The sequence below is a fragment of the Paraburkholderia yinzeri genome, from assembly GCF_046581065.1.
Taxonomy (GTDB): Bacteria; Pseudomonadota; Gammaproteobacteria; order Burkholderiales; family Burkholderiaceae; genus Paraburkholderia.
Genome location: NZ_JBFOCJ010000001.1, coordinates 2,528,693 through 2,545,799, shown reverse-complemented (window position 1 = coordinate 2,545,799; position 17,107 = coordinate 2,528,693). Strand labels below are relative to the sequence as shown.

Genomic DNA, 17,107 nt, shown 5'->3' with positions numbered 1-17,107 from the left:
GAACGCCGCCTCAAACCGCGCGGCGCACCATCAGTTCCTTGATCTTGCCGATCGCCTTGGTGGGGTTCAAACCCTTCGGGCAGACATCGACGCAGTTCATGATCGTGTGGCAGCGGAACAGGCGGTACGGATCTTCCAGGTTGTCCAGACGATCGCCCGTGGCCTCGTCGCGGCTGTCCGCGATGAAGCGGTAGGCCTGCAGCAGGCCCGCCGGGCCCACGAACTTGTCCGGGTTCCACCAGAAGCTCGGGCACGACGTCGAGCAGCTCGCACACAGAATACACTCGTACAGGCCGTCCAGTTCATCGCGCTGCTCGGGCGACTGCAGGCGCTCCTTCTCCGGCGGCGGCGTGTCGTTGATCAGGTACGGCTTGATCGAGTGGTACTGGTTGAAGAACTGCGTGAAGTCGCAGATCAGGTCGCGCACCACCGGCAGCCCCGGCAGCGGACGCAGCACGATCTTCGCCGGCAGGTCGTTCAGGTTCGTCAGGCATGCCAGACCGTTCTTGCCGTTGATGTTCATCGCGTCCGAGCCGCACACGCCTTCGCGGCACGAGCGGCGGAACGACAGCGTCTCGTCCACTTCCTTGAGCTTGACCAGCGCGTCGAGCAGCATGCGCTCGTGCGTGAGCTCCAGCTCGTACGTCTGCATGCGCGGCGCCGCGTCCTTGTCCGGATCGTAGCGGTAGACTTCAAAAATTCGTTTGGCCATTTCCGATTCCTTTTGACTGGCTTGCCGGTTAGGGCGTGGTTTGGGTTTGTCTGTTTTTTTGTCTGTCGCTAGTTCTGTTTTGGCGATTTTGGCGGTTCCTTGATTTCGTGTCGGTATGCAGGCGTTGCCCCTGTGCGGGGCGGCACCTACTTTTCTTTGCAGCGGCAAAGAAAAGTAGGCAAAAGAAAGCCGCTCACACCGCTAATGTCAGCCACCATTCACCTCGCACCACCACAGCCAGTGGCTCCGGAGCGTCTGTCGCCACTCGCCGCCAACCAGAGTGACAAAGGACTCATTCATCCGGTGGCGCTACGCGCCCCGAAGGGCATAACAAAAACCTTCTGGCGCACGCGTATTCACGGCTCCATGCAGCAGCCGGTTTCCCTTGCAGACCCTTCCGCAGAGCGCATAGCGCGAAGCGGGAGGTATGAGCCCTTTGTCACTCAGTTTGAAGGTGCGAGGTAACAGACGCTCCGGAGCCACTGGCAATTACTGCGAGAGGTGAATGGTGGCAGGCATTAGCGGTGTGAGCGGCTTTCTTTTGCCTACTTTTCTTTGCCGCTGCAAAGAAAAGTAGGTGCCGCCCCGCACAGGGGCAACGCCTGCATACCGACACGAAAACAAGGAAACACCAAAACACCAAATCACCAGAACACAAGACAAAAAAACTTAGAACGTCCGCGCCTTCGGCGGCACAGACTCGACGGTCAGCGGTTGCATGTGCACCGGCTTGTAATCGAGCCGGTCGCCTTCACTGAACCACAGCGTATGGCGCAGCCAGTTCTCGTCGTCACGATGTTCGTAGTCGCTCTGCGCATGCGCACCGCGGCTTTCCTTGCGCGCCTCGGCCGACACCATCGTTGCGCGCGCAACCTCGATCAGGTTCGCCACTTCGAGCGCTTCCACGCGCGCCGTGTTGAACACCTTCGACTTGTCCTTCAGGTGGATGTGCTTCGCGCGCTCCGCAATCTGCGCGATGTCCTTCACGCCTTCTTCCAGCAGCGCCGAGGTGCGGAACACGCCCGCATGCTTCTGCATCGAGCCGCGGATGTCGTTCGCCACGCTCTGCGCATACTCGCCCGAGCTCGAACTGTCGAGCGCGGCCAGACGCGCCAGCGAGAACTCGCCCGCGTCCGCCGGCAGCGGCTTGTGATCGCGCTGCTCCTTCACGTGTTTGACGATGTGGTTGCCCGCCGCGCGGCCGAACACCACGAGGTCCAGCAGCGAGTTCGTGCCCAGGCGGTTCGCGCCGTGCACCGAGACGCACGAGCATTCGCCCACCGCGTAGAAGCCGTTGATGGGGTCTTCGTGACCCTTCGCGGTGCCCACGACCTGGCCGTGGATGTTCGTCGGGATGCCGCCCATCTGGTAGTGGATGGTCGGCACGACCGGGATCGGCTCCTTGATGCAGTCCACGTTCGCGAACTTCAGCGCGATCTCGCGGATCGACGGCAGACGCTTCATGATCGTCTCGGCGCCGATGTGCGAGAGGTCCAGCAGCACGTGGTCCTTGTGCGGACCCACGCCACGGCCTTCCTTGATTTCCTGGTCCATCGAGCGCGAGACGAAGTCGCGCGGTGCCAGGTCCTTGAGCGTGGGCGCGTAGCGCTCCATGAAGCGCTCGCCGTTCGCGTTGCGCAGGATGCCGCCTTCGCCGCGCACGCCTTCGGTGATCAGCACGCCCGCGCCGGCCACGCCGGTGGGGTGGAACTGCCAGAATTCCATGTCCTGCAGCGCGATGCCTGAGCGCGCCGCCATGCCCAGACCGTCGCCGGTATTGATGAACGCGTTCGTCGAGGCCGCGAAGATCCGGCCCGCGCCGCCCGTGGCGAAGAGGGTGGTCTTGCCTTCGAGGATGTAGACGTCGCCCGTTTCCATTTCCAGCGCGGTCACGCCCAGCACGTCGCCTTCGGCGTCGCGGATCAGATCGAGCGCCATCCATTCGACGAAGAACGTGGTCTTCGCCGCGACGTTCTGCTGGTACAGCGTGTGCAGCAGCGCGTGGCCGGTCCGGTCAGCCGCCGCGCAGGCGCGCTGCACCGGCTTCTCGCCGTAGTTGGCCGTGTGGCCGCCGAACGGGCGCTGGTAGATCGTGCCGTCCGCGTTGCGGTCGAACGGCATGCCCATGTGCTCCAGTTCGTACACGGCGTTCGGCGCTTCGCGGCACATGAACTCGATCGCGTCCTGGTCGCCGAGCCAGTCGGAGCCCTTGATCGTGTCGTAGAAGTGGTAGTGCCAGTTGTCCTCGCTCATGTTGCCCAGCGACGCGCCGATGCCGCCCTGCGCGGCCACCGTGTGCGAGCGCGTGGGGAACACCTTCGAGAGCACGCAGACCGAGAGGCCCGCGCGCGCGAGTTGCAGCGAGGCGCGCATCCCCGAGCCGCCCGCGCCGACAATCACCACGTCGAACTTGCGACGCGGCAGGGAGTTCTTGATTGCAGCCATTCTTTTACACTCTCCAGAGAATCTGAGCGGCGTAGCCGAGGCTGCCCAGCAGCCAGGCGATCGTCAGCACGTCCAGCACGATGCGCAGGCCGACCGGCTTGATGTAGTCCATCCAGATGTCGCGCACGCCCACCCAGGCGTGATAGAACAGCGCGAGCAGCGTGACGAAGGTGGCGAGCTTCATCCACTGTGCGGAGAAGATCGAGGCCCAGCCGTCGTACGAAAAGTCGTGCGCGCCGAAGAAGAGGGCGAGCAGCACGACGGTGTAGAGCGCCATGATGACGGCGGTGGCGCGCTGGGCGATCCAGTCGCGCAGGCCGTAGTGAGCGCCGACGACGAGGCGCTTCGGACCGATTCCGTTGTTGGCAGACATGTTTCAGAAGGCTCCGAAGAGTTTGGCCGCGAAGGCGATCGTGAGGACCGAGGAGACGATCACGACGACGAGGGAAGTCGACTTCGCTTTCTGCTTGCTGGCCAGATCATGGCTGAAGTCCATGAACAGGTGCCGCACGCCGGCGCAGAAGTGGAACAGGAAGGCCCAGCCGAGCACCAGCACGACGAGCTTGACGATGAGGTTGGAGAGGAAAGCCTGGAAGACCGCGAAGCTCAGTTCGGAGGTGAGGCTCTGGTCGAACAGGTACAACAGGAAGGGCAGGAAGACGAACAACAAGGCCCCGCTCACGCGGTGGCCGATCGATACGCGCCCTGCCAGCGGCAGGCGGTAGGCGAACAAGATCTGCCCAAGCCCGATGTTCCGGTATTCCGGCCTCGGTTTTTTTGCGGCTTCTGCCATCCCAGTCTCCCTCTCCCGTGAAATCGACATCCTGATGGATCTCTACAGGGCACATTGTCGCGCCTGCTTGATATTCTGTCCAATATCTGTTACGTCTATCTGATATACGTATTGGAGAACATCGCGTGGAGCTCCGCCACCTTCGATATTTCCTCGCCGTTGCGGAAGAGCGCAACGTGACACGGGCTGCCGACAAGCTCGGCATCGGCCAGCCGCCGCTCAGCCAGCAACTGCATGCGCTCGAACGCGAGCTCGGGGTCCAGCTCTTTCGGCGCACGGGACACGGCGTGGCGTTGACCGAGGCCGGGGCCGCATTCGCCGACGACGCGAAGCGCCTCCTGGGCGATGTGCAGGGCGCCGTTCGCAACGCGCAGCGCGCCGGGCGCGGCGAGATAGGACACCTGAACATCGGATTCACCGGCTCGGCCGCCTTCAATCCGATGGTGCCCCGGCTCATACGGCTCTTTCGCCAGTCGTTCCCCAACGTCCAGCTCACGCTGGCCGAAGGGAACACGGCTAACCTGCTCTCGCTGCTCGACGAGGGCCGGCTCGATGTGGCCTTCGTGAGGCCTGGAGGAAGCCCGCCGACCGGAATCGAGTTCCATCCGCTTGCGATCGAGCCGATGAAACTCGTCCTGCCGGCGACGCACGCCTTGTCGCGAAAGCGCAAGCTACCCCTCGCGGCGCTCGCGGCTGAGCTGTTCGTGCTGATACCGCGCGAAGCCAGTCCAAGCCTGTATGACCGGATCGTCGGCGCGTGCCGCGAAGCGGGCTTCGAGCCTTTGCTCGGACAGCAGGCTCCGCAGCTTGCTTCCGTGATCAATTTCGTGGCGGCCGAATTCGGCGTTTCGATGGTGCCCGCCGCCGTCACGCAGATCCAGGTGGAAGGCGTGGTCTATGTCGACATCGATGGAAACGTCCCCGATATCGGCCTGAAGGTGGCGTGCCGAACCCATGTGCCCAATGCGAAAGTCGCCAATTTTCTGGAGTTGGCAGGCGAGGGCGGGCACGGCTGATCGATCGATACTCCGGCTGCAACCGGCACGACCGGTTCGGGCCGGCGGAGTCTGCGCGGGAGGCGATGGGAATCTGGCGGAAGCGCCGGTGTCCCGGCGCTTCCGAGCCGCATGAAGGGCTCGATGCCCCGGGCTCAAAGTCGGCGCTTGACGGTGACCCTGGTCGGATAACAGTAAGTGCTAATCAAGCAGGAAGAGAAAACCGCTTATTACGCTCACGATGCACAATGAGCCGATCAGAAATACGCTGAACAGGATACCGAGGCTGTAATCGCGTTCGATGGACGGCGTGGGCAAGTGCTCTCGACCCAAAACAATCTCTTTCCGCGCTGGCGCAATTCCGGATTTTCGCAGACGCGCGAATATTGAGGGCAAGTTAAGACTCACGAATATCCTCCATAACAACCTTGCATAAAGCAGGCGACAAGGAAACGCTTCGATTTCATCGACCGCGCGCCAGCGCGCCGCGGTTAGCCAGGAATTACCGGCTGCCACACGCAACGAAATAGCCGATCAGAAACGGCAGGAAAAGCAGCGTGCCCGTGACAAGTCCCTTGAGCTGGACTGCGCGTTCATCATGTTGTTCGACGGCCTTGTCGGTCACGGCATGCTCGTATGCAGCCTTCGCTTCTACGTCGGGGGCAAACGAGTACAGCGTAGAAACACGGCCAAGCAGGCGGGAATGATCGATCAGAAGCGAAAGCGGGCTCATGGCTGTTCTCCGGCAAATGATTAATGAGACAGATGCCAGAATAGGCGCGCGGCCGCGGGCTTGATGCAGGACAAGTTCGAAACAAATTTTGGCGCGGCATCTCGCCGCATATCCCGTCTCGCGTCGAGCCGTGGCGCGGCAGAACGGGCACCGGCTCATCTGCACGAAGGGACAAGAACGCTTGCACGAATCCGGGTTCGTGGAAACAAGCCCGACACACCCGGGCATTCAAATTGAGGCCGGCGAAGCGGGGCCCAGCCGTGGGCCGCTTCGCCGATGAAAGCGCCAAGGGCTTAATTTCCCTTGACTTCGACTGGCGGCGAATACGGGCTCGCGGTCACTTCGGCATGCTGGCCCGCCTGCGACGAGCCTGTCGTGCCGGTGCCGTACGCCGTCTTGTCGTGATGCGCGGCGATGCGCGCCTGGGCTGCCTGGAGGTTCTCCGGGTAGTGCAACCAGTCGTTCGGGTTGTAGCCGGCCTGCTCCGCGCGTACCAGGTCCGCGCCCACTTCGCTGCGCGAGAGCGGCTGCGCTGTCTGCGCGAACGAGGCGAGCGGAGCGGTTAGCGCGGCCATCAGCGCCGCGGCCTTGAAAAGCGATTTCATGATCATGGACTCCATGTCACGGTAAGCAATCCTTACCATGATGAAATAAGACAAAGCGAGATGTTCGAGCGTTATTGCGCCGTCACATAGCGAGCCGCCGGGCTGTTGCTCGACAGATGCGGCGCCATCGTTCGCCTCGCGCCTTCGTACACCTCCCATTCTTCGCCCGCATGCAAGGAGGGGATCGTCACGGTTTCATGGCGGTCGAAGCCCGTCAAGGCGGCATCCACCATGGCTTCGGCCGACATGACGATGGCCGCGGGCAAGTGTTCGATCGGCAGGCCGCCGGTCTGCCAGAAGTCGGTGGCGGTGGCGCCGGGCAGCACGGCCTGCACCCGAATGCCCCGGGCGGCCAGTTCGTGGTGAAGCGACTGGCTGAACGCGAGCACGAAAGCCTTGCTGCCGCCGTAGACACCGTTGAGCGTTTCCGGCGAGATGGCCACGATGGACGAGATGTTGATCACGGCGCCCGCGCCGCGCGCGACGAAGCCGGGGACCGCGGCATACGTGAGGCGGGTGAGGGCGGTGACATTCAGGTCGATCAGTCGCGTCATCGCTTCCACGTCGCTGTCGAGAAGCGGCTTGTGGGTGCCCACGCCGGCGTTGTTGACCAGCAGCGTAATGCTCGCGTCCTGCTTCAGCTTGGTTTCGACGGCGGCCAGCGCCGCGCGGTCGTTCAGATCCGCGTCGATGATCTCGACGCTCCGCTGCGTTTCGTTCGTGATGCGTTCCGCGAGGGCGGCCAGCCGCTCGCGATTGCGCGCCACGAGGATCAGGTCGTAGCCGCGCCGCGCGAGCCGGTCGGCGTAGACCGCGCCGATACCCGAAGACGCGCCGGTAATGAGGGCGGTACCGCGATACGTATGAGCCATGATGTCACTCCATTCGACAAGTCGTTGATGAAACGGTGAGCCCATTCTGGCCGGGTTTCGTCGCGACAGAAATGACATATAAGGTTATGATTCAGGACATCGCCTGACGGGAAACGGACATGCACCGGATCGGCTTTTTACTGAGTGACGGCTTCCAGATCATGACGCTCGCGCCGCAGTCGGTGTTCGAGTACGCGAACGTCGTGGCGCGCGAGCCGTTCTACGCGGTGGACAATTTTTCCCTCGACGGCGGCGAGGTGCGCTCGTCGCTTGGCTTCGGCGTGGGTACGCGGCCTTTGCGCGGAGCCGCCGCGGTGGATACGTGGATGGTCGCCGGCGTCAACAACCCGCTCAGGTCGCCGGCGCCCGAGCGTGTGCTGGCGTTCCTGCGCAAGGCGAGCTTGCGCGCGAGGCGCATTGCGGGTATTTGCACGGGCGGATTCGTTCTTGCCGAAGCGGGCCTGCTCGCGCAGCGGCGCGCGACGACGCACTGGGCGTTTGGGCGCGAAATGCAGCGCCGGTTCCCGGAGGTGCGCGTGGAGGAGGACCGGATCTATATCGTCGACGGCCCGGTGTGGACGTCCGCCGGCATGACGGCGGGACTCGATCTGGCGCTGGCGATGGTGGAGAAGGACCTGGGCGCCGAGGCGGCGCGCTCGGTGGCGCACAAGCTCGTGATGCATCAGCGACGAGCGGGCGGCCAGTCGCAGCATTCGGAAATGCTGGAACTTGCGCCGAAAACGGATCGCATCCAGAACGCGCTGACCTATGCGCGGCAGAACCTGAATCGCGCGTTGACCGTGGAGGAACTGGCCGACACCGTGCATATGAGCGCGCGCCAGTTCAGCCGCGTATTTACGCTCGAAACGGGACAGTCGCCGGCGAAGGCGGTCGAGCGACTGCGACTGGAGGCGGCGCGGCTCATGATCGAGCAGAGCCGCCACCCGCTCGAAGTTATCGCGAAAGAAACCGGCTTCCGCGATCGGCGCCATATGCGCGAGGTGTTCATGCGCGGCTTTGGCCTGCCGCCGCAGGCGGTGCGGCGCGACGCTCGCGCGGGAGGCGGAGATCCCGCATAGCGGCATCTCCCGGAGGTCGAGGCGAATTGCGGGTCGGCTTAAATGTGAATACCGCCCGCCACTTCGATGCGCTGGGCGTTGACCCAACCGAACGCATCGGACAGCAAACCTGCGATGACGGGGCCTACATCCTCGGGCAAGCCGGCACGGCCGAGTGCGGTGTGCGAGGCCACGGCCTTGTTCACCTCCGGGTTGTCGCGCACCATGCCGCCGCTGAAGTCGGTTGCGATGGCGCCGGGCGCGACAACGTTGACCGCGATGCGGCGCGGCCCGAGTTCCAGCGCCATGTAGCGGGTCAACGCTTCGACCGCCGCCTTCATCGGGCCGTAGATGGCACGACCGGGAAAGGCGAATCGGGCGAGACCCGACGAGACGTTGACGATCCGCCCGCCGTTGTTGATGAGGGGGAGGAGCTTCTGTGTCAGCAGGAACGGTCCTTTGAAGTGGACGGCAAACTGCGCGTCGAGTTCGGCTTCGCTTCCCTCCACAAAACTGGCCGCGGACGAGGCGCCGGCGTTGTTCACGAGATAATCGAAGCGTTCGGCGCCCATTCCCGCCAGCGCTTCCCGCACCGCCTCGACGAAGGCGCCGAAGCTGCCGGCATTGCCCATATCGAGCTGAAGGGCAGCGGCCGGCGCGCCGGCCGCTGCGGCAAGCGCCGCGACCTTTTCGGCTTCCGCACGGTTCGAGCGATAGGTGAGTATCGTGCGAACGCCGCGCGCGGCGAGCCGCAGCACGGTATCGCGCCCGATACCTCGACTGCCGCCGGTGACGATGGCAATTCTCGCGGGGACGGGTTGATTGACGGTTGACGACATGTCGCGCTCCTTTCGGCGTTGGGATCGACCCGATCATACGGTCGCAGGGGTGCGGATTCGAATGCCGAAACTCGCCTCGTTCTTGCCTGATCCTGCTGTGGCAAACTATCCTGACCGGGTTGAATGCATGGCATGAATGCCATACGAAAGGGCGATCGAACATGTTGAAATCGTTATCGGAAGCAATCTTGCGCTATACGGAGCGCCAGCCCGGCACGAGCCCTTATATGACGGCGATCGACGGGGTCTGCATTCTTCGCACCGATCATCCCAGGCCGCCCGTCCATCGGGTTGCGCAGCCCGCCCTGTGTATCGTTGCCCAAGGGGCCAAATGGGCGAGCTTCGGCGGACAGCAACTCGAATACCGGGCGGGTCAGGCGCTCGTGGTCGGCGTGGAGACGCCTTCGCTCGGCCGGGTGTTCGAAGCCAGCCCGGACAAGCCTTGCCTCGTGCTCATGATCGAACTCGATCTGGCGATGATCCGCACCGTTGCCGAGGAGATGGAAACCGTGCCCAGGGCCGTCGGCGAGACGCCGCGCGGGGTGTTCGTGACGGACTTCGACGGGCCGCTTGCCGATTGCGCGCTGCGCATGGTCCGCTTGCTGGACACGCCCAAGGCGATTCCCACGCTCGCGCCCATGGTCATGCGCGAGATCGGCTATTGGCTGTTGTCCGGTCCGCATGGCGGCGAAGTTGCGAAGATGGCCCTGGCGGACAGCCCGTCGCAGCGCGTCATGCGCGCCATGCATTTCTTGCGCGAGCGTTTCGCGCAGCCGGTTCGCATCGAAGAACTCGCGGCGCTGGCCCGACTGAGCGCATCGGCCTTTCATCGCCAGTTCAAGGCGTTGACCTCGCTGACGCCGCTGCAGTATCAAAAGCAGCTTCGTCTTCTCGAAGCCCGCAGGCTGCTGCTATCCCGTTCCGCCAGTGTCGAGGCGGCGGCGTTCGAGGTGGGTTACGAGAGCGCTTCCCAATTCAGCCGGGAATATGCGCGCATGTTCGGCACGCCGCCCAAACGGGACTCGAAGCGCCTGAAGGCGATGCTCGACGCGGCATAACGGTCGTCGAGAGTGCCTGGACGCCATTCCGCGACGTCTTGATATCATTCTGTTTTAACCTGGCGGAATTGCCCCCATGCAAGTGCTGGTCGATGCCGACGCTTCTCCCGTGGTCATCAAGGAAATGTTGTTCCGGGCCGCGCGACGGGCGGAAGTGCGGGTGACGCTGGTCGCGAACCAGTATTTGCGCACGCCGCCGTCTCCCTTCATCACGTCCATTCAGGTGCCGGCCGGTTTCGACGCGGCAGACGCCCGTATCGTCGAACTGGCCGCATCGGGCGACCTGGTGATCACAGCCGACATCCCGCTTGCCGCCGCGGTGCTCGACAAGGGGGCGCACGCACTCGACCCGCGCGGCAACTGGTTCACGCGCGAAAATATTCAGGAACGCTTGACGGTGCGTGACATGATGGATCAACTGCGCAGCACCGGCATCGATACGGGGGGGCCAGCCCCCTTCAGTACGCGCGACAGCAAGGCATTTGCGGGCCAGCTCGACCGATTCCTTGCGCGTTACGGCAAGCCGCCTCGCGGTAACGATTGATCGTCCCGGCCATTCCGGTCACGACGCTCGCGGCGGCAGCGCGCCGCTCAATAGATGGAACACCCAGAAATGTCAGAAAAAAACCTTGACCGCTCCTTTAGCGAGCTTCCGCTTGCCCCCGCCATGCTCGCCAATCTGGCCCAGCTCGGCTATACGGCCATGACGCCGATCCAGGCGGCAAGCCTGCCCGTGGCGCTGGAAGGGCACGACCTGATTGCCCAGGCGAAGACCGGCAGCGGCAAGACAGCGGCGTTTTCTCTCGCGTTGCTCGCACGCCTCGATGTGCAGCGTTTCGCCGTTCAGACGCTGGTGCTCTGTCCCACGCGAGAACTGGCCGATCAGGCGGCGCAGGAAATTCGCCGCCTCGCGCGCGCGGAGCAGAACATCAAGGTGCTGACGCTGTGCGGCGGCACGCCCATGGCCCCTCAAACCGCGAGCCTCGAGCACGGCGCCCATGTCGTCGTCGGCACACCGGGCCGTATCATGGACCACCTGGCGCGCGGCAACCTCGACGTCGGCGCACTGAATACGCTCGTGCTCGACGAAGCGGACCGAATGCTCGACATGGGCTTCTTCGACGATATCGCCACGGTCGTGGATCAATGCCCCAAGGAGCGCCAGACCTTGCTGTTCTCGGCCACCTACCCGGAGGGAATCGCGCGGCTGAGCCGGCAATTCCTGCGCAATCCGAAGGAAATCAAGCTCGAAGAGCGTCACGACAGCAGCAAGATCCGGCAGCGCTTTTACGAAGTGGCCGAGGACGAGCGGCTGCACGCAGTGGGCATGCTGCTGAATCACTATCGTCCGGTGAGCACGCTGGCGTTCTGCAATACGAAGCAGCAGTGCCGCGATCTGCTCGACGTGTTGCGCGCGCAGGGTTTTCACGCGCTGGCGCTGCATGGCGAACTGGAGCAGCGCGCGCGCGATCAGGTGCTGATCCGGTTCGCGAACCGTAGCTGCTCGGTCCTCGTTGCGACCGACGTGGCCGCCCGGGGCCTCGACATCGCGCAACTCGAAGCCGTGATCAACGTCGACGTGACGCCCGATCCGGATGTGCATGTGCACCGCATCGGACGCACGGGCCGCGCGGATCAGGACGGCTGGGCGTTGAGCCTCGCCAGCATGGACGAGATGGGGCGGGTCGGCAGCATCGAGCAGGCGCAGAAACAGGACGTCGAATGGCACAAGCTGGCCGATCTGACGGCCGCCAGCCACGCGCCCCTGTTGCCGCCGATGGAAACGCTGCAGATTCTCGGCGGACGCAAGGAAAAAATTCGCCCAGGCGACGTGCTGGGGGCGCTGACGGGCGACGCGGGCTTCAGCGCTTCACAGATCGGCAAGATCAACGTGACCGACTTTTCGACTTACGTGGCTGTTGATCGCGGCATTGCGCACGAGGCGTTGCGCAGGCTCGGCGCGGGGAAGGTCAAGGGCAAGAAGGTCAAGGTCCGGATGATGGACGAATAGCCGGCATTCATGATGCCGCGACGTGGGGTTGAATCGCGCTGAGCCAGCAGGCCACGGCGACAGCCCCGCCGTCGGGTGAGCCCATCGCGCGATCGCCCAGATAGCTCGCGCGGCCCGCCCGCGGTTTCATCGTGGAGGTCGCTTCGGCGCCGCGCTTTGCGGACGAGACAGCCCTTGAAAAGGCGACGGCCGCGGGGTTGCCCGATCGCAGTTCCTGCGCGAACGTATCGGCAGCGGGAATGAGCGCGTCCAGCATCGTTCTGTCGCCTGCCTTTGCACCGCCGAGTTCGCCGATGGCCGCAACGGCAGCACTGAAGGCTTCCGCCCAGTCGTGGGCGGTCGGCTCGGACATGCCCGCAAGGCGCCGTGACGCGCGGAGCAGCGCCGTGGCGTAGAAAGGACCGGAGCTGCCTGCGATGGCTCGGCGTAGCGCCCCGCCCAAAGCAGCGAGCGCGCCCGCCGGGTTGGCGAACGCCTGGTCGGGGAGGGCAAGGAGGGCGTCCGCGGCGCGCTTCATGCTGATGCCCAGATCGCCGTCGCCGGCCAGTGAATCCAGTTCGGTGAGTCGCGGTTCGTCGGCAATCAAGGCGTGAGCGACGGCGGTCAGGGCCGGCTTGAGGCGGGGGATCCATGCCTGGGCGTTCTCGTCGAGGAGCGGCGAAGTTTCGCCAGCGCTCGCGACTGGCGAGTCCATCCGGATGTGGGCGTTGACGGCGCCCCCTCGCGGCCACGCGCGGGCCCGCGTCGGCGCGTCCAGCAACGCGAGACGGTCGTTATCGACGCGCAGGACGGAAACGGAGCAACCGGGCATGTTCAGCGCCGAGAGCAGGGTGCCCGACCATGCGCGCTCGACGGCGATACCCTTGCCGGTCAGCGCTTCCCAGGCGGCGCGCAGGACGATGTCCAGTTCCATCTGCGGCGTTGCGCCGAGACCGTTCACGAGTAGTGCTACACGTTCTCCTGCCGCGAGCGCCATATCCTCCAGAATATTCGAGAGCAGGATCCGGGTAAGTTCGTCGGCCGGCCGGGGCGCGGTTCGCTCGACGCCTTTTTCTCCGTGAATGCCGAGACCCAGCTCGATTTCGTCATCGGCCAGCGTGAAGCTGGATTTTTCCACGCCGGGCATCGTGCAGCCGTCCAGCGCCACGCCCATCGACCCGAGGTTGGCCGCAGCGGCGCGCGCGGCAGACGCTACCTGATCGAGCGAGCGCCCCTGTTCCGCGGCAGCGCCGGCCACTTTGTGCACGAGTACCGTTCCCGCGATTCCGCGACGGCGATCGCGCGCGGTGTGTCGACGCAGCGAAACGTCGTCGGCCACGATCACCACTTCGACGGGAATCCCTTCGGCGCGTGCGAGTTCGGCGGCCAGGCCGAAGTTGAGCCGGTCCCCCGTATAGTTCTTGACGATCAGGAGGGCGCCGGCCGGGCCCGCGGTCGCGAGGATGGCGGCGAGAACTTCGTCGGTGGACGGCGAGGTGAAAACCTGGCCGCACACCGCGGCGCTCAGCATGCCGGCCCCGACATATCCCGCGTGCGCGGGTTCGTGGCCGCTGCCGCCGCCCGAGATGACAGCGACAGGTCGACTGGAGACCTGGGGCAGATCCCGACGAACGAGGACATTTTCGTCACCCAGGATAGCGGTGTCCGGGGCCTGCCTGGCAATGCCCTCGAGCATTTCCCGAACGACGTTCGACGGATTGTTGACGAGTTTCTTCATGGGGGGCGTTACCGGCGGTTGGGTACGAGGTGAGTGTAATCGCTTGCTGAACTTCGAGGCCCGGGTGCCGCTCGATTGCTAGTCAGGTGTTTGCGGCGCAGAAGATGTCGCGCCGCAAGACGCATCGATTGAGGTGCCAGGTTTTCGGCTATCCAGTTTTCTTTATTTTACATAATACAAATTATCGAAATTTCTCTTGCCACAGCTTGTTACGCACCGGCGGCCTTCAGGCGCAACATTGTTCGCGGATGAACATTGAACTGGTTGGCTACCTCTGCCGCAGACTGGTGGCGAAGCAGTTCCAGCGCCTGCGATCGCTGCTCCGGCGAAAGCGCCCGCCGTCTCCCAAGCTTGCTGCCTCTTGCGCGGGCGGCCGCTATGCCTGCGCGGGTTCGCTCGCTGATCAGGTTCCTCTCAAACTCGGCGAGCGCGGCCATCATGCGGAAGATGAGTACGCCGCCGGACGAACTCGTATTAATGGATTCGTTCAACGATACGAACTCGATACCTCGCCGCTCAAGATAGGTAATGAGATCGACCAGCTTGCTCAGAGACCTCCCGAGTCTGTCCAGCCGCCACACGACAAGCGTGTCGCCCTCTTTGGCCTCGGACAGTGCGGCGTCCAGCCCGGGGCGGCAGAACTCCGCGCCTGATACGCCGTGATCCGTGAAGAACTTGTTGCACCCCGCCGCACGCAATGCATCGAGCTGTAGTGCAAGGCTTTGTTCGTGCGTGGAAACGCGTGCATAACCAATTTTCATGTGTTTTCCGGGAAAAGAAGGGGCCCTCTGCCTGACTGTTGGTGAATGAAGCGGCAATGTTGTATTGCTTTCCCGGCAATGCCAGCACCAATCAGTTGACAAAAACGGTCCTTTCTGTCTCCCGGCAACTTCCATGGCTCAGGTCTTGGCCTTCGGCCGCCCCGCCATGATCCCCTATTCGTCTAACGATATTGGCAAAAAGGACCAATTTTGTGCCACGGAGTCTGGCTGGCACCTGAAAGGAATTGTAAAAAGCTGTTTGCAACGCAGCGAGCGACCGTGTGCTTTTGCCGTCCGTCGGGGCCGAGATGTCAGTGATCAAAAGTGAGACTGTGGGGGGCGTGAGCCATACCGGGCCTGCTGTGGCGCCCGGCTGCAAGGCACTAACGCCCGAGTCCCCCGATTGGAAAATGGCCCGCGAGGTTTGCCGCGCCATCTCGGACGATCGGCTGTTTTTCCGCCATGAGGTCATTTGCGCAGTCGACGCCCCGACAGAGGTCCTGTATCGCGAGGCGCTGGTGCGGATGAAGGTCGCCGACGCGGTTCTTCTGCCCGGCAGATTCATTCCCGCTCTGGAAAGGCTTTCGCTGATGCGGCAGTTCGATTGTTACGTCGTGCGCCACACGCTTGAGGCGATCAAGGCCACACCCGGCGCAAGGCTCGGCTGTAACATTTCGGCGCAAAGTACGCAGGACGATCACTGGTGGCAGGAGGTTTTCCTTGAACTGGAAAACAACCCCGAGGCCGCAGCTCGCCTGGTGGTGGAAATCACTGAATCGGCGCCGATCCTGCCGATTGATGGGTGCACGTTTGTCCGGCGTTTGAGAAGACTGGGCGTTCGTGTTGCGATTGACGACTTTGGCGTGGGCTTTTCTGCCGTGTCCGCGGCCGCGTGTGCGACCGACATCGTCAAGGTAGACCGTTCATTGCTCCGGCGTGTGCGCCAGGGCACCCTTGGCATCGCCGGGTTCAACCGTCTGATCGTGATGGCCCGAGGTATCGCCCCGCTTCTCGTCGTCGAAGGCGTCGAAACACCCGACGATATTCGAATCGTCCGGGATGCCGGTGTACGCTGGATTCAAGGCTATTACGTCAATGATCCCGATACTCCAGGATCGATATGAAACCTGGAGCAAGGCGTCTCGTCGCAGGTCTTCTTTGCTGTCTATGTGCCATCTGTTATGCCGATGACGAAGCGGCGTTCTCCTCCCTGGTGCCTTCGGGGACGAGAATCGCGAGTTCGGAAGTCCCGGAGTCGGCCGCTTTCCCCGGCCATGGATGTACCGAAGCGGGCGCCTTCCTGTTGCCAGCACGATTCGGCGATGCCGGAATGAATGAGTTTGTGCACGTAGACGGTCCACGCGAGACTTGTGCGTTCCACACCAGGAGCCTGGATACCTCCAGAGCGGCGCTCGCCGATACACGCGAAGAACAGCGTGCCGCGGGAACAGCCCAGACACAGGGGGATGAGCCCGAGGAGAACAGATCGTCCGCCCCATTGGCCACAACCAATCCCTTGCCGCACGACGCGGCCCGGCGAACAGCGAATATCGTCGCCGCTCCGAAGCCGGCGGAACCGCTATCCGTAATGTCTGCGGCCTGCTACCGGTGGATTCTTGGCGTACTTCTCCTGGTTCTCGTGCTGGCTCTGCTGGCACTAGTCGGCGCCGCCACCGCACTTCTTTACGTTCGCTGGTTCAGCGAACGTGCGATTCTCGCTCGCGCGGTCAACCGCGGATTGAAACGCGACGAGTTCCGCCTGGAGCATCAGCCGGTCTTCTACACGAGGACTCGCAAATGCATAGGACTGGAAGCGGTGCTGCGGTGGAAAAACGTTGCGTATGGCCTTCGGGGCGAAGCGTGGTTTATGAACGAACTTGCTGATCGCCGCGCTGCAACGAAAATCGTCGCGTTCATGCTCTCGACTGCCGAGAGGGAACTGAGCCTTCTCGCCGAAGGCCGCAACTTGTATCTGATGGTCAATGTGTGGGCATCATGTCTCGGAAACGAAGAATGCCTCTCCCTGATCGCAACCAGGGCCAGGTCCTTCACATCCAGTCGGCTGGTGTTCCAGATCAAAGCTGAAGACCTGCCCGCAAGGCTCGGCAGCGTGATGCGTTTGCGCCGGGACAAAGTTCGCACTGCCCTCTCCGGTGTCCGGACGCCGACTGCCATAATCGGCTCCGCACTGCCCGCCGGCTTCGAGTTCATCAAAGTAGACCGGGACATTATGGCGCTGGACGAATCAGCTCGTCTCCAGACGCTTCAGGCAATAGCCGCTGTGGGCCGGCAGCACGACGTTGCTGTTATTGCGGACGGCGTAGAAGGAATCGGTCAGAACCATGACCTGGGCCGCGCAGGAATCGAGCTGGCGCAAGGATTTTTCTTCGGCAAAGCGATCTCCGCAGATCAACTGCCGAGGTTTTTCGAGAAGCTGGATTGGTGGCAGGGAAAACACGCCCCCGCGGCTAGCACGGCCCATCCCACGTAATAGATTCGCAAACGTCG

Annotated in this window: 17 protein-coding genes; 7 read left to right on the top strand and 10 right to left on the bottom strand. The window is 63.3% G+C overall.

What is annotated here, in order from left to right; all coding sequences use genetic code 11:
• Nucleotides 1-10: 10 nt before the first annotated feature.
• From WJ542_RS12165 to sdhC, 4 genes are all read right to left on the bottom strand, one after another.
• Nucleotides 11-712 (bottom strand): succinate dehydrogenase iron-sulfur subunit, encoded by a 702-nt coding sequence (locus WJ542_RS12165; protein WP_411189532.1) that lies wholly within the window; start codon nucleotides 710-712, stop codon nucleotides 11-13.
• Between the two features lie 669 nt (nucleotides 713-1,381).
• Nucleotides 1,382-3,157 (bottom strand): succinate dehydrogenase flavoprotein subunit, encoded by a 1,776-nt coding sequence (gene sdhA, locus WJ542_RS12160; RefSeq protein ID WP_411189531.1) that lies wholly within the window; start codon nucleotides 3,155-3,157, stop codon nucleotides 1,382-1,384.
• Nucleotides 3,158-3,161: 4 nt separating this feature from the next.
• On the bottom strand, nucleotides 3,162-3,530 hold the full coding sequence (sdhD, locus tag WJ542_RS12155) for a succinate dehydrogenase, hydrophobic membrane anchor protein (protein WP_411189530.1): 369 nt from the start codon (nucleotides 3,528-3,530) through the stop codon (nucleotides 3,162-3,164).
• A 3-nt stretch (nucleotides 3,531-3,533) separates the two neighbouring features.
• Nucleotides 3,534-3,950, bottom strand: coding sequence for a succinate dehydrogenase, cytochrome b556 subunit (sdhC, locus tag WJ542_RS12150; RefSeq protein ID WP_411189529.1), 417 nt, complete (start codon nucleotides 3,948-3,950; stop codon nucleotides 3,534-3,536).
• Between the two features lie 125 nt (nucleotides 3,951-4,075).
• On the opposite strand from sdhC, the gene WJ542_RS12145 reads away from it, so the two are divergent.
• Entirely contained in the window at nucleotides 4,076-4,966 is an 891-nt protein-coding gene (locus WJ542_RS12145; RefSeq protein ID WP_411189528.1) for a LysR substrate-binding domain-containing protein, read from the top strand.
• A 481-nt stretch (nucleotides 4,967-5,447) separates the two neighbouring features.
• Here WJ542_RS12145 and WJ542_RS12140 read toward each other — a convergent pair whose 3' ends face one another.
• The 3 genes from WJ542_RS12140 to WJ542_RS12130 all read right to left on the bottom strand — a co-directional run bounded on the left by WJ542_RS12140 (nucleotide 5,448) and on the right by WJ542_RS12130 (nucleotide 7,155).
• A complete protein-coding gene (locus WJ542_RS12140) occupies nucleotides 5,448-5,678 on the bottom strand; it encodes a hypothetical protein (RefSeq protein ID WP_411189527.1) in 231 nt (76 codons plus the stop codon).
• A 293-nt stretch (nucleotides 5,679-5,971) separates the two neighbouring features.
• The gene (locus WJ542_RS12135; protein ID WP_487007204.1) at nucleotides 5,972-6,283 is read right to left on the bottom strand and encodes a DUF4148 domain-containing protein; all 312 of its coding nucleotides are present in this window, start codon (nucleotides 6,281-6,283) and stop codon (nucleotides 5,972-5,974) included.
• Between the two features lie 71 nt (nucleotides 6,284-6,354).
• The gene (locus WJ542_RS12130) at nucleotides 6,355-7,155 is read right to left on the bottom strand and encodes an SDR family NAD(P)-dependent oxidoreductase (RefSeq protein ID WP_411189525.1); all 801 of its coding nucleotides are present in this window, start codon (nucleotides 7,153-7,155) and stop codon (nucleotides 6,355-6,357) included.
• Nucleotides 7,156-7,274: 119 nt separating this feature from the next.
• Here WJ542_RS12130 and WJ542_RS12125 point away from each other — a divergent pair, with 119 nt between their 5' ends.
• A complete protein-coding gene (locus WJ542_RS12125; RefSeq protein ID WP_411189524.1) occupies nucleotides 7,275-8,234 on the top strand; it encodes a GlxA family transcriptional regulator in 960 nt (319 codons plus the stop codon).
• 38 nt (nucleotides 8,235-8,272) lie between these two features.
• On the opposite strand, the gene WJ542_RS12120 is transcribed toward WJ542_RS12125, so the two are convergent.
• Nucleotides 8,273-9,052: an SDR family NAD(P)-dependent oxidoreductase gene (locus WJ542_RS12120; RefSeq protein WP_411189523.1), complete on the bottom strand. Its 780-nt coding sequence runs from the start codon at nucleotides 9,050-9,052 to the stop codon at nucleotides 8,273-8,275.
• A 161-nt stretch (nucleotides 9,053-9,213) separates the two neighbouring features.
• Between WJ542_RS12120 and WJ542_RS12115 the strand changes: the two genes are divergently transcribed.
• The 3 genes from WJ542_RS12115 to dbpA all read left to right on the top strand — a co-directional run bounded on the left by WJ542_RS12115 (nucleotide 9,214) and on the right by dbpA (nucleotide 12,121).
• Entirely contained in the window at nucleotides 9,214-10,110 is an 897-nt protein-coding gene (locus tag WJ542_RS12115; RefSeq protein ID WP_411189522.1) for an AraC family transcriptional regulator, read from the top strand.
• A gap of 76 nt (nucleotides 10,111-10,186) precedes the next feature.
• A complete protein-coding gene (locus WJ542_RS12110; protein WP_411189521.1) occupies nucleotides 10,187-10,654 on the top strand; it encodes a YaiI/YqxD family protein in 468 nt (155 codons plus the stop codon).
• Nucleotides 10,655-10,723: 69 nt separating this feature from the next.
• Nucleotides 10,724-12,121 carry an ATP-dependent RNA helicase DbpA gene (gene dbpA, locus WJ542_RS12105; protein WP_411189520.1) on the top strand — a complete coding sequence of 466 codons (1,398 nt, stop codon included), beginning with the start codon at nucleotides 10,724-10,726 and terminating at the stop codon, nucleotides 12,119-12,121.
• A gap of 7 nt (nucleotides 12,122-12,128) precedes the next feature.
• Here the strand turns inward: dbpA and WJ542_RS12100 are convergent, their stop codons facing one another.
• Both WJ542_RS12100 and WJ542_RS12095 read right to left on the bottom strand, forming a co-directional pair.
• On the bottom strand, nucleotides 12,129-13,838 hold the full coding sequence (locus WJ542_RS12100) for a dihydroxyacetone kinase family protein (RefSeq protein WP_411189519.1): 1,710 nt from the start codon (nucleotides 13,836-13,838) through the stop codon (nucleotides 12,129-12,131).
• A gap of 209 nt (nucleotides 13,839-14,047) precedes the next feature.
• Complete coding sequence (locus tag WJ542_RS12095) at nucleotides 14,048-14,599, bottom strand: recombinase family protein (RefSeq protein WP_411189518.1); 552 nt, start codon at nucleotides 14,597-14,599, stop codon at nucleotides 14,048-14,050.
• Between the two features lie 410 nt (nucleotides 14,600-15,009).
• On the opposite strand from WJ542_RS12095, the gene WJ542_RS12090 reads away from it, so the two are divergent.
• Both WJ542_RS12090 and WJ542_RS12085 read left to right on the top strand, forming a co-directional pair.
• Nucleotides 15,010-15,723 (top strand): EAL domain-containing protein, encoded by a 714-nt coding sequence (locus WJ542_RS12090; RefSeq protein ID WP_411189517.1) that lies wholly within the window; start codon nucleotides 15,010-15,012, stop codon nucleotides 15,721-15,723.
• On the top strand, nucleotides 15,720-17,090 hold the full coding sequence (locus tag WJ542_RS12085) for an EAL domain-containing protein (protein WP_411189516.1): 1,371 nt from the start codon (nucleotides 15,720-15,722) through the stop codon (nucleotides 17,088-17,090). The genes WJ542_RS12090 and WJ542_RS12085 overlap by 4 nt, the downstream gene beginning before the upstream one ends.
• The last annotated feature ends 17 nt before the right edge of the window (nucleotides 17,091-17,107 follow it).